We start from the raw sequence: 13437 nt of genomic DNA on the forward strand, positions 1-13437 counted from the left end.
ATAATGATTTTGAAGTAATTTATAAACAATTAGATACAATAAATGAAGTTAATGATTATCAGAAAAAACTTGATATAAGCGGACTTGTAGGTAATGAAAATAAAAGTAAATTCTTTTCAGGTTATGCCTATGAAAAGCCTTCAAAAATAATGTCATCAGTTTCACTAAAAGCAGGTACTCCTATATTCGATGATGATATTAATACAATGGTTTTAGGCAAAGACTTGGGAGAGTTTTTTAATCTTAATTATGATGAAGAGCCTTATTTAAATTTAATGACAGATTTCGGAGAAGGTATAAATTTAGGTTCTTTAATGGCTGTAGGTTCAATGTCTTTAAATAATAGAGCTGCTGATGCAATTACAATATATAGCCCTCTTAATGCTGTATATGAAGTATTTGGTCTTGAATACGGCAATGCTCATAATTTACTCGTATATTTAAAAGATTATAAAAAGGCAGAAGAAATAAAAAATAATCTTAATAAATATTTTAATGAAAACAATTTAAATTATGAGGCTAAAGATTGGAAGGATTTGAATGCATTTTTACTTTCGGTTATTGATATGAATACTAATAATTATTTGATAGCATTATTTATATTAAGTATATTAGTATTTGTTTCAGTTATGCAGATGCTTACAACAAATTTTTTAGAGCGTTTAAATGAATTTGGTACTATGCGTGCATTAGGAATAAATATAAAAAATGTAACTTTGCTTTTATTTTTGGAAATTATTATAATGGCGGTATTGAGTTCTGTTATTTCAATAATTATTTCTTACAGTGCTTCTAGTATATTAAATGCTTCAAATTTTATAATGAAATTTCCAGGTGCTACAGACGGCTATCCTTTAAGTTTATTATTAACATTTAAAGATACTGTTTTAATATTTGCATGGGTATTATCTGTATCAATATTAGCAGGTATTTATCCAATAATAAAGGTTATTAGAATGCCTATAATAGAGGTAATAAAGTATGTGTAAAAAAATAATAAAAATTTTATTAATAATAAGTGTTTTATCTTTTAATTTGTATAGTCAGAATATATTTGATGATTTTGTTAAAATTTATAACAGAGACGGAAAAAGTTATAAGATGTCCGGAACTTTTACTGATATAAAAGACGGAAAAAAAACTGTTAATAATTTTGATATGATAGTAGGAAAAGATTATAAATTGATGTATTTAAAAAATAATAATACTCTTTTTCTTGCCAATAATCAGGGATTTTTTGTGCAGTCAAGGAATCAGGTTTCTCCTTTAAAAATTTCAGGAAGCTATGTTGTTACAGGTGCTGCCAATATGAATGATTTGATGTCTATAAACTTTACATATGATTATAAACTTGATAAAGTTGTGAGTAATGAAGAAGTAAATTTAGTAAAGAAAAATAGAAGCGTTCCTTATGCTAAGGCTGCACTCAAAAAAATTGCAGGCGGATATAGTATAGATTTTTTTGATAATAGAGGAAAGGTATTGAAAAGAGGTGTATACAAAGTAAGCAGCAATTATTTTAATGATATGGAATTTTATAATTTGATTATTAATACCAATACAAGTACAGTATGTAATATATCAAAAATAGAACCTTCAAGTTCGTCAAGCTCATATTTCAGAAGCGAGAATATGAAAATGCTTTTTAGTTTATTTAAATGATAATAAAAAATTTGGTATATATTAAATAAATGTATCGTATAAAAATATATTTAACATTTTTTATATTTGCTGTATCATCTATAGCATTTGCTGATATAACACCTAAATTCGGTATAAAGAACAGTTTTAATTATATAGATTTAAAAGAGAGTGAATATATCCCAAATTCAATATTAAGTAATGATACTTATTTTTATCTAGGTTTTGAGTATCTTAGTAATAATTTTTATTTTTCATTCAAGCCGGCAGTTAGAATATACACTAAAGACAATAGAGAACTTATTTATGATAACGGCAGTCTTATAAAGCAATATGATAATAAAGCTTATGTTTCTTTTAACTTTGATGAAATACAATTTAATTATATAAATGAAATTTTAGGCTTTTATATAGGAAAGAGAAAATTTCATTTCGGAGAAGGTTTCAACAGACAATATATGTTTGTAGGTGAAAGTGTACTTTATAATGATTATGATGCTTTATATAATACAGAGCTTAATTTTTATCAGGGAAATATAACTCATTCTATAGGATTCATTACAGACACTAAATCAATAGATTTATTAAAAGAGCCGAACTATTATACTTCTTGGTATTATTTAAAATATTCTTCATCTCATTTGGGTTTAATGGGTATAGCAAAATACACCTATGATTTACAAAAGAAAAATAATTTAATGCTTGGTTTTGAGACTTCATATATATTTGATATAGGCTTTAAACTTTATGGAAATGTTACTTATAATATTTTAAGCAGCAATGATATAGGAAAAAGCCTTAATGATATAAAAAGTTTATTAGGTATTAATTATACTTTTCTTTATAATTATGATTTTATACTTAGTCCTTATGTAGAATATTTTTATGAGGATAGTCATTCATTTTATTCTGTAGGGCTTTATTTATCTTTCCTTAATAATTTATTTAATATAATAACTTATTTCTCGCATTCTCCTAATTATAAAATGGATTTAAATGCCAAACTTCTTATCAATTATAATAATTTTAGTTTTACTTTTAATTATTATACTCCTTTCAAGAGCAATGAAATTTTAGAACATGCTTTTGAAATATCATTGGAATATAACTATTAAAGCTATATTCTTATTAATTTTAAGCATAATATTTTAATTATAAAAAAAATTATATTGACATAGTAAAATATATATGTATAATCGTATACCATAGGAGGGTTATATGAATAATAGTATTTTTAAAATCTTATTTATTTTAATTGCACTAAATTATTATCTATTAAGCTACGGCAATGAATACACATATGGTACGCCTGTAGATTCTAAATGGTATGGTACTTATATTATGTCAGAAGATGATCAAGGAATAAAATCTGATATAAAAATAGTAGTAGATGAACAAGGTATAACTCTAAGTAGTATTGTAAATGGAAAGCAAATATATAGTGCAACTATGACAAATGATATGATTATAAAAGTATCAGATAATATTTATAAAAATAAAACAGTTATTAAAAATGGTCAAGCGGTATATATTGAATTTATATTTACAGATACAGCAGTTACAATGAATAATTATACAGAAGGAGAATTAAGAAGTTCATTTACTTTAGAAAAAGAATAATCTGTATAATAAATGAAAGTTTGATAAAAATAATGATAATATAAAAGTCTAATTTTTAAAGTTTAATAAATGTGAAAATTTTATATTGACATAGTGAAAAATATATTTATATAAATACAATGAGTTCGCTTAATATAACAAAAGAATAATAAAAGTTTTATGGAAATAATGTAGCTATAAAAAGCCTCTTCTTTTATTTGTATAAAAAATTATAAAAATATTTTATATAGTATTGACATTATTTTTATTTGTATTATAGTAAATCACTATAAAAAATAATTATGCAATAGCTCGAGTAATGGATATTCTTTGCAGGTGTATCTGTTGACTAAGAAAGGCTTATTATATTATATAATTAGCTAGAACGAAAAAAACCCTATGCGGGTAAGCGACGAGTAAACTGCGTTTTATACGTTAATATGTATATACGTAATTTTACGGAGGCTATTGCAAATATACGCATAGGGGGCTGTTTATGGGCGATAATATTATCGTGTCTTTAAAAAATATCAATGTTTCTTATGAAGAAAACTCTATATTAGAAAATCTCAATCTTGATATAAAAGATAAAGAATTTTTAACTCTTTTAGGACCATCAGGCTGCGGTAAAACAACTATACTTAGAACTATAGCAGGTTTTATTAAACCTAATTCCGGAGAAGTACTTTTTGACGGAAAAGTTATTAATGATACTCCGGCTTATAAAAGAGAAGTTAATACAGTTTTTCAAAGATATGCATTGTTTCCGCATTTAAATGTTTTTGAAAATATAGCATTCGGACTTAATCTTAAAAAAGTTCCTAAATCAGAAATTAAAGAAAGAGTTCGTCAAATGCTTAAAATGGTAAACTTAGAAAATTACGGAAACAGAAATATTGCCAGACTTTCAGGCGGTCAGCAGCAGAGAGTTGCCATTGCAAGGGCATTGATTAATAAACCTAGAGTGCTGCTTCTTGATGAGCCTTTGGGTGCATTGGATTTAAAACTAAGAAAAGAAATGCAAATAGAATTAAAGAAAATTCAGCAGTCATTAGAAATTACTTTTGTATATGTAACTCATGACCAAGAGGAAGCATTAACAATGAGTGATACAGTTGCTGTTATGAAAGACGGCGAAATACTTCAAATAGGCACTCCGGAAGATATATACAATGAACCTAAAAATGCATTCATAGCAGACTTTATTGGAGAGAGTAATATTATAGACGGCATTATGCATGATGATTATGTTGTTGAGTTTGCAGGATATATATTCGACTGTGTGGATAAGGGATTTGAAAAGCTAGAAAAAGTTGATGTTGTTATTCGTCCTGAAGATATAATAGTTGTTCCTCCTGAAAATGCTAATATATCCGGATTGGTTGAGTCTGCTATATTTAAAGGCGTGCATTTTGAAATGATACTTGATGCTCATGGTTATAAATGGATAATACATTCTACGGAGAAATGGGAAGCCGGTACTGAAATAGGAATAGATATTGCTAAAGAAAATATACATATTATGAAAAAAACTGTAGAAGAGGTGATAATATGAAGACAAAAATACCTGCAATACCTTATTTAATTTGGACATTAGTTTTTGTATTAGTACCGCTTTTTTTAGTTATATATTTTGCTTTTACCAATCAAAGAGGAGATTTTACTCTCAATAACTTTGCAAGTGTTACATCATTTACTCCTGTTATAGTTCGTTCTGTTATACTTGCTGCTGTTTCTACGGTGATATGTTTGATACTTGCTTATCCTTTATCATATTATATATCAAGACAGGAAAAAACTATTCAGCATGCTTTAATAATGCTTGTAATGCTTCCTATGTGGATGAATTTCCTTCTTAGAACTTATGCTTGGATGAGCATATTAGAAAATAACGGATTAATAAATAAGGCTTTGATTTTTATGGGGCTTTCACCTGTACAGCTTATAAATACACAAGCAGCTGTTTTAATAGGTATGGTTTATAATTATTTGCCTTTTATGATACTTCCTCTTTATTCTGTTATGACAAAAATACATCAAAGTTTAATTGAGGCTTCTCAAGATTTGGGAGCTAATTCTTTCAATGTATTTAGTAAAATAATATTTCCATTAAGTTTACCAGGTATGGCTGCAGGCGTTACTATGGTGTTTGTAGCTGCGGTAAGTACATTCGTAATTTCGCGTATGCTTGGCGGAGGGGCTAATATACTTATAGGTGATTTAATAGAGATGCAGTTTTTAGGTATGTCTTATAATCCTAATTTAGGTTCAGCTATAAGTTTGGTATTAATCGTAATATCTTTATGTGCTATCATGCTAATGCAGCAGATAGATGAAGAAGATGATGATGTTAAGGGTATGTTTTTATAATAAGGATATGCCGTTATGATAAAGAAAATACTATCAAGAAGTTACATTGCTTTTATATTTTTATTTTTGTATGCTCCTATAGCAATATTAATTTTCTTTTCATTTAATAAAGCTAGAGGACGCGGTGTGTTTACTGGTTTTACACTAAATTGGTATAGAGAATTATTTTCTAATGATTTGATACTTCATTCATTTTTTAATACTATAATAGTAGCTTCTATATCTTCAATACTTGCTACTATACTTGGCACTATGGCAGCAATTGGTATTAATAGTTTCAATAAAAAAATGAAAAATGCAGTTATGGGAGTTACTTATATATCTATTATCAATCCGGAAATTGTAACAGGTATATCTTTAATGCTGTTATTTGTAATAATGAAGCTAAAATTCGGATTTACTACTTTGATTTTAGCTCATATAACTTTCAATGTACCTTATGTTATATTAAATGTTTTGCCGAAATTAAGACAGCAGGATAATAGTTTATATGAGGCTGCATTGGATTTAGGATGCACACCTTCAATGGCTTTTTGGAAGGTTGTTATACCTGATATACTTCCTGGAATACTTGCTGGTTTTTTAATGGCTTTAACTTATTCATTAGATGATTTTGTTGTCAGCTATTTTACATCTGGAATAACATCTCAGACTTTGCCTATTACAATATATTCTATGACTAGAAAACGTGTTAGTCCGGAAATTAATGCTATATCCACTGTTATATTTATAGTGGTTCTTGTAAGTCTTGTTATTATGAATTTAAAAGAAATAAAGAAAGAAAAATATTTGCTTCAGCTTAAAAGAAAGATACATAAATAATAATTTAATTAATAAATTTAATATTAAAAGGAGAAGATAAAAATGAAAAAAAAGGTTTTTGCCGTTTTAATGTTAATTGCTGTATCTGTAACTGCTCAGACAGTTGATCTTGGCAAATTTGACACTAATTATTATCACAAATTTAAAGGGCAAAATTTATCTATTAATGTTTACAACTGGGGAGAGTATATATCTGACGGTTCAGAAGGTTCTCTTGATGTAAACAAAACTTTTGAAGAACTTACAGGCATAAAAGTTAATTACTCTACTTTTGCCTCAAATGAAGAGCTGTATGTAAAATTAAAAGTAGGCGGTATTCAGTACGATATTATTATACCTTCTGATTATATGATAGAAAGACTTATAAAAGAAAATTTAGTTAGAAAACTAAATTATAATAATATACCGGCTTATACAAATATAGCGGCAAGATTTACAAAACTTCCTTTCGATCCTACAGGAGAATACTCTGTAGCTTATACTTGGGGAGTGACAGGGATAATTTATAATAAAACTTTAGTAAGTGAAACTTCCGATATGATAGATTGGAAAATACTTTTTGATAAAAAATATCAAGGTCAAATACTTATGTATTATAACCCTAGAGATGCTTTCGGTATAGCTCAGGCATATTTAGGATATTCACTTAATACTACTAATGAAACAGAATTGAGAGAATGTGCAAGACTTTTAAAAGAACAAAAACCTTTAGTACAGTCTTATGTAATGGATGAAATATATGATAAAATGGAAGCAGGAGAGGCGGCTATCGGTGTTTATTATGCAGGAGATTCTCTATCTATGATAGACAGCAACCCTGATTTGAATTTTGTTATACCTAAAAAAGGTGCTAACTTATTTGTAGATTCTATATGTATACCTTCAACTTCCGGTTATCCTGAATTAGCTGAGATGTATATTAATTTTCTTTGCGAGCCTGAAATTGCTTTAGCTAATATAGAATACATTAATTATGCTTCTCCAAATGACGGAGCCATTGCTATTATGAGCGAAGAGACTAAAAATAACAAAATAATATATCCAGACCAAGAAACACTAAACAATTGCGAAGTTTACATAACTTTACCTGATGAAACTAACATATTAATGGAAGATTTATGGAATGAAATACTTTCCAATGATTCTACTTATAAAGGATGGGTAATACCTGTTGCTTTAGGTGTTATAGTTTTACTTTGCGTTGTTATAATAGTATTGCGTAAAATGAAAAAAAGAGAAAATTAATTAGTTCATAATTCATAAGCATGCATATTTTTATATGCATGCTTATTTTTTACTTTTTCTATTATATTAACTTACTCTGTCAGTTTTCATTTTATAGATTTTATCAGCGATATTAAGAGTAGAAAGTCTATGCGAAACTAAAACAACAGTCTTGTCTTTTGTATTTTCTTTTATTGATTTTAATATAACAGCTTCATTCAAACTATCTAAATTACTTGTAGGTTCATCGAGAAGTATAAAAGGTGCTTTGTGTAAAAAGCTTCTAGCTATTCCTATACGCTGTTTTTCTCCTCCGGATAAAGTATCTCCAAGTTCTCCAACATTAGTATCATATCCGTTAGGCAAAGTCATAATAAAATTATGCAAGGATGCTTTTTTACAGGCTTCTATAACTTCTTCTCTTGAAGCATCAGCATTTGCTATTTTTATATTATTTTCTATAGTATCTTTAAAAATTGAAGTTTCCTGAGTTACATAGCTTTCCATATCTCTAAGTGTGTCTGTATTGATATCTTTTATATTAGTATTTGATATTTTAAGACTTCCTTTTTTTATGTCCCAAAAACGCATAAATAATTTTAAAAGTGTAGATTTTCCGCTTCCGCTTTTACCGCTTATTCCTATTATTTTATTAGGTTCTATATCTAAATTATAATCATTTAATATTTCTTCGCCTTCATAATCAAAATATATATCATTACATTCAACACCGCTGAATTTCAAATCTTTTTCTCCATTATAAACTTCTTCAACAATAGGTTTTTCAGCAAGTAAATTTAATACTCTCTCTCCGCTTGCTAAAGTCATAAACAAATTATTTGATAAATTGCTTAGTGCTATAACAGGTCCGAAAGAGCTTGCCATTGCTATAGTTGGTATTATAATATTAACGAAACTAGTATTTGTATCTTTTGATATTATTATGCTTACTGCAAGTACAGCCAATGTAAATAATGATACAGCTGAAGTAGTAAGTCCGGATATTATGCCTTCATATTTTTTTAATTTTTCATTAAGGTGCATTAAATCATCTGTTTTGTTTTCTATAGTTTTGCTTCTTTTTTCGCCATATCCGAATTGAAGTATCTCTTTTATTCCCCATAAGCTGTCAAGAAAATAGCTGTTTAATTTTCCGAAGTCATTTCTATAAGACATACCGTCATTTTTACCGAACTTTGATGAAAAATAAGGTATTATAAAACCTATAGTAAAATAACCTAAAAAAGCAATAGCTCCTAATATAATATTAAAACTTCCTATAAAAATAGTCATTATTATAGAGGTTAATACTCCTATAGCTATTGGAGAAATTGTATGAGCATAAAATACTTCAAGAAGTTCAATATCGCTTGTAATAAGTGCTATTAAATTTCCTTTATCTCTTCCTTCAAGTTTAGCAGGGGATAATTTTCTTAAAGCTTTAAAAACTTTATCTCTGATTAAAGCAAGTAATTTAAAAGCTATAAAGTGATTACTTAACTGTTCTATATAGTGAAATACGCCTCTTAAAACAGCAAGCACTAAAACAGTTATAAATATTGTTTTTATTGTAAATAAAGAACTTAAATTTAAAAATGTTAATATTGCATATCCTCCCAATATAGTTATTGATATAGCACATAGAAATCCTAATACTCCTGTAGTTATTGCTAATATCATAACATGCATAAGAGGGGCAATTAAACCTATAAGTTCTGCCATAATTCTTATACCGCTTCTACGCATTATAAACTCCTTTATTATATAAGCATACTATAATTATATAGCTATGCTTAAACTCTCTCCCTTTGTTATACTTTCTAAATTAATTTGCTCATTAAAAATTTTAGCATACTCTCCGTTTATATTTATTAATTGATTATGTGTTCCTTCTTCCATTATTATGCCGTCTTTTAAGAAATATATATGATCTGATAATATGCAGTTATAAAGTCTATGAGATATTAATATAACTGTTTTTTCTTTTGCTATATCTTTTATAACCTGCATAATACTCTCTTCACTTTCAACATCAACATTTGAAGTAGCTTCATCAAATATATATATATCACCATTGAATAGTATAGCACGTGCTAATGCTAATCTCTGTTTTTGTCCGCCTGATAAATTAGCAGCCTTCTCCATGATTTTTGTATTAAGTCCGTCTTCAGACTGTAAAAAATCATAAAGCTCAACTTTCTTTAATGCTTCATTCATCTTATTTTCTGTAATATGATTTCCAGCCATTTTTAAATTATCATATACTGTGCCTTCAAACAAATAACTGTTATGATCTACAACAACAATTTTTTTGTATAAATCATCTTTATTTATTGTATCAAGTTCTATATCTCCTATTTTTATAGAACCTTTATAATTTTCATTCTTTAATGATATTAATCCGGCAATAGTGCTTTTTCCTGAACCTGATACGCCTACTATAGAAACAAATGATTTTTCTTTTATAGTCATATTAATGTTTTTTAATATAGTTTTATCTTCATTGTATGCAAAACTTACATCTTTAAAAGTAATCTCTTCATTGTCTTTATTTATATTATTAACTCTTTTTTCATCTTCTTTCATATCAAGTATTTCAAACATTTTTTCACTTGCTGATATTCCGTTCATAGCTATATGGAAGAAAGAGCCTAAAAGTCTTAATGGAATAAAGAACTCAGCAGAAAGCATTATTATAGTGAATGTTCCTGCTAAATTTATATTTCCTTTCATATACTCAAGTACAGAAATTATTACTCCTAAAGCAGCACCGCCGTAAGCAATTATATCCATTATAGTTGTAGAATTAAGCTGCATAAATAAAAGATTCATAGTAGCAATTCTAAACTTTTCAGCTTCTGCATTCATTTCATTATTTTTCTTTTCATCAGCTTTATATATTTTTAAAGTAGTAAGTCCCTGTACATCTTCTAAAAATATTTCTCCCAAGTCGCTGTAGCTTCCCCAATATTTTTTTAATATTCTTTTGGCAATTTGCACTATAGCAATAATAGATATAGGTATAAGAGGGACACATATTAAAAGTATAACGGCTGATTTAACACTTATAGTAGAAAGAACAGCAAAAAGAACTATAGGGGCTATCATACTATAAAAAAACTGAGGTAAATATCTTCCAAAATATATTTCTAACTGATCAACACCTTCCATAGATATTTGTACAATTTCGCTTGTTGAGAATTTTTCCTTATATCTGCTTCCAAGTGTAAGAAGTTTTGAATATATTTTCTCTCTTAGAGTTTGCTTAACTCTTCCGGAAGCATGGTAAGACATTTTGGCCATCAAGATATTGAATCTAAATCTTAATACTATTATTACAAATATAGCAATACATAGTCTGATTATATCTTCTTTTAATATAGTTCCTTGAAAGGCTTTTTGTATAATATCTGCCATGAAAAATACTGCTGTTATATTAAGAGCAAGATTAACAAGCTGTATTACAACATGCCAAGCTATATATTTTTTTGCATTACCCATCAAAGATATAAGCCTTTTATTGATCATAAACTTTCCTTTATTTTTTATTTTTATATATTAATAAATAGTTCTTTTAATTATTTCTTTTATACAAGAACTATCATAGTTTCCATTAACCATAGAAGTCATTATAAATGCGAATATGGCTTCTACGAATTCATCACGTGTAAATTTATCATCAAAAGCATCATTTCTGATGTTTTTATCATTGATAAGAGTTTTGCATAATCCTTCTTTAATATGCTTTATAATAGTGTTCATCTTATCAATACCTTTGTTTTTACTTTTCTTCAGAATCATTGTAGAATGCGATGTAAAAAAATTAGGATATTTTTTATTTCCTTTTTCCAAGTTTTTAAAAATTAAATCTATGATTCCTATGAAACTGTCAGATTCCAAGCAAATATTTGAAGGATGGAATATATCAAGCCAAACACTTCCAATAACTGCTATAGTCAATTCTTCTTTTGATTTAAAATAATTATATATAGAGCCAACAGCAATATTTGAAGCATCAGCAACTGAACGCATATTTATAGCATTTAGTCCATTCTTCTTTATTAATTCTTTGCTTGCTTTTAATATATCTTCTTTTGATGTTATTATATTGTTCATAAAAATACTCTGTTAAAAATAATATCTAGTACCTATACTTATTCTTCCAAAACCAGCTGAATTGATTTTTCTAGGGTATCCTAGTTTATCTCCATCAATAACAGCATGCAGTCCTCCGCCAAATTCTAATACTATGGCAGCATGTTTGCTTACATTTATATTAAATCCAGCACCTCCTCCGATTTCCCAATAATAAGGATAATTAAATAAAAATTTATGACTTCCGCTAGGATTAAATGATAAAAATCCAAAACTTCCGAAAGCAAATCCGTATCTTGATATGCTGATTTTATCTTTATATTCATCTACTCCTCCAAAAGTTATTTTTTGCGTAAGACCTAATTGATATAAATCAGGATTATCATCATATATTTTAGAACCTACTATAGTAGTATAGCTTTTCATTTCAAAATTATTATATTTAAATAATTTGAATCCAAATTCTAAATTAACACTAGTTTTTATAGTATCAGCACTGCTGTAAAGCCCTATAGAAAAAAATCTATTATCAAGACCTGAAACTACTTTATTTTTTTTATCTTCTTCAGTATAAACTGTATCAAAAAAACTTAAAGAAATAATATTTATTATTACAACATATTTACAGATTTTCATAATTGTAACCTTATTTGTCTATTTCAATATTTGCCTGTATTTTTTCTTCTTCCTTTATAGTTTTTATATATATGAAAAAATATAAATACTTAGCTATTATCAAAACTATTAATGCTATTCTCGCATGAAGATTGTTAATAAATATAAATGCTACTATAAGCATTATTGTAACAGGTATAAGTATAGCGAGCTTAGATTTTAACGTCATTGATTTTGATGTAACAAAACTTTCCAAATGTTTTTTGTATAATTTTGTAGACATAAACCAGTCATGGAACTTTTTAGAGCCTTTTGCAAAGAAAAAAGCTGCAAGCAAAAGAAATGGAGTAGTTGGAAGTATTGGAATTGCTACTCCTACAAGCCCTACACCCATACATATAAATCCTAAACATATAAATAATATTCTCATAATCAAACCTCTGATTGAACAATGTTCATAATTAAATAAAAAAATACAACCTTTAATCATTTTATTTATACTGAACATTGTTCATTATAAATAAAATAATATTATTTGTCAATATAAAAATGATATTTTATAAAGGTTTTTTCTTAGTATCATTTCTATTCAATGCCTCTTTTAATAATTCTCCATTCGGATATATGCTTTTACTCATATTTATATATTTTTGATAATTTTTTTCATCTTTTACTTTAAAATAATATTGAGACATCCAAACATAAGATAAATATTTCTGGTATTTTTCTTTAGCATTTTCCATAGCAGAATTAAAATATTCAAAAGCCTTTTTATCACTTCCTCCAGCTATTTCCGGTGCATGCATATAACCTGCAGCTGTTCCAAGTAGAGCAAAGAAATTCTTATTATCCTTTTCCAAAATCTTTTTATATATTTCTTTACTTTTTGTACCGAAAGAAATTTTTTCAGGTACTCCGCAGTAATAAACTATATAATTCATTAACTCAGATACGCTTATTAAATAATCAGCATCATCAGATTTTATATAATCCTTATTTTGACTTATAGCATTTTTCAAATAATTATATTTTTCTTTTTCATCAGTCATGCTTTTAGCTTTAACTAAAGAA

Annotated in this window: 14 protein-coding genes; 8 read left to right on the forward strand and 6 right to left on the reverse strand. The window is 27.2% G+C overall.

Features of this window, described 5'->3' with window-relative positions; all coding sequences use genetic code 11:
- The 8 genes from Q0J90_RS00165 to Q0J90_RS00200 all read left to right on the forward strand — a co-directional run.
- Positions 1-989, forward strand: a 989-nt coding sequence (locus Q0J90_RS00165) for an FtsX-like permease family protein (RefSeq protein WP_297275994.1), incomplete at its 5' end; no start/stop codon positions are given.
- The gene (locus Q0J90_RS00170) at positions 982-1662 is read left to right on the forward strand and encodes a hypothetical protein (RefSeq protein WP_297275995.1); all 681 of its coding nucleotides are present in this window, start codon (positions 982-984) and stop codon (positions 1660-1662) included. The genes Q0J90_RS00165 and Q0J90_RS00170, both read left to right, overlap by 8 nt.
- A gap of 29 nt (positions 1663-1691) precedes the next feature.
- Positions 1692-2756 carry a hypothetical protein gene (locus tag Q0J90_RS00175; RefSeq protein WP_297275996.1) on the forward strand — a complete coding sequence of 355 codons (1065 nt, stop codon included), beginning with the start codon at positions 1692-1694 and terminating at the stop codon, positions 2754-2756.
- A gap of 103 nt (positions 2757-2859) precedes the next feature.
- A complete protein-coding gene (locus Q0J90_RS00180; protein ID WP_297275997.1) occupies positions 2860-3261 on the forward strand; it encodes a hypothetical protein in 402 nt (133 codons plus the stop codon).
- A gap of 475 nt (positions 3262-3736) precedes the next feature.
- On the forward strand, positions 3737-4795 hold the full coding sequence (locus Q0J90_RS00185) for an ABC transporter ATP-binding protein (protein WP_297275998.1): 1059 nt from the start codon (positions 3737-3739) through the stop codon (positions 4793-4795).
- Complete coding sequence (locus Q0J90_RS00190; RefSeq protein ID WP_297275999.1) at positions 4792-5610, forward strand: ABC transporter permease; 819 nt, start codon at positions 4792-4794, stop codon at positions 5608-5610. The genes Q0J90_RS00185 and Q0J90_RS00190 overlap by 4 nt, the downstream gene beginning before the upstream one ends.
- A gap of 15 nt (positions 5611-5625) precedes the next feature.
- Complete coding sequence (locus Q0J90_RS00195; RefSeq protein WP_297276000.1) at positions 5626-6432, forward strand: ABC transporter permease; 807 nt, start codon at positions 5626-5628, stop codon at positions 6430-6432.
- 42 nt (positions 6433-6474) lie between these two features.
- The gene (locus Q0J90_RS00200; protein ID WP_297276001.1) at positions 6475-7677 is read left to right on the forward strand and encodes an ABC transporter substrate-binding protein; all 1203 of its coding nucleotides are present in this window, start codon (positions 6475-6477) and stop codon (positions 7675-7677) included.
- 66 nt (positions 7678-7743) lie between these two features.
- Here the strand turns inward: Q0J90_RS00200 and Q0J90_RS00205 are convergent, their stop codons facing one another.
- From Q0J90_RS00205 to Q0J90_RS00230, 6 genes are all read right to left on the reverse strand, one after another.
- On the reverse strand, positions 7744-9402 hold the full coding sequence (locus Q0J90_RS00205; RefSeq protein WP_297276002.1) for an amino acid ABC transporter ATP-binding/permease protein: 1659 nt from the start codon (positions 9400-9402) through the stop codon (positions 7744-7746).
- Positions 9403-9435: 33 nt separating this feature from the next.
- The gene (locus Q0J90_RS00210; protein WP_297276003.1) at positions 9436-11184 is read right to left on the reverse strand and encodes an ABC transporter ATP-binding protein/permease; all 1749 of its coding nucleotides are present in this window, start codon (positions 11182-11184) and stop codon (positions 9436-9438) included.
- Positions 11185-11214: 30 nt separating this feature from the next.
- Positions 11215-11772 (reverse strand): TetR/AcrR family transcriptional regulator, encoded by a 558-nt coding sequence (locus Q0J90_RS00215; protein ID WP_297276004.1) that lies wholly within the window; start codon positions 11770-11772, stop codon positions 11215-11217.
- Positions 11773-11784: 12 nt separating this feature from the next.
- Positions 11785-12387 carry a hypothetical protein gene (locus Q0J90_RS00220; RefSeq protein ID WP_297276005.1) on the reverse strand — a complete coding sequence of 201 codons (603 nt, stop codon included), beginning with the start codon at positions 12385-12387 and terminating at the stop codon, positions 11785-11787.
- A 10-nt stretch (positions 12388-12397) separates the two neighbouring features.
- Entirely contained in the window at positions 12398-12796 is a 399-nt protein-coding gene (locus Q0J90_RS00225; RefSeq protein ID WP_297276006.1) for a YbaN family protein, read from the reverse strand.
- A gap of 127 nt (positions 12797-12923) precedes the next feature.
- On the reverse strand, positions 12924-13437 hold a 514-nt coding region (locus Q0J90_RS00230; protein ID WP_297276007.1), incomplete at its 5' end, for a hypothetical protein.

It is taken from the genome of uncultured Brachyspira sp., assembly GCF_944390595.1.
Classification (GTDB): Bacteria; Spirochaetota; Brachyspiria; order Brachyspirales; family Brachyspiraceae; genus Brachyspira.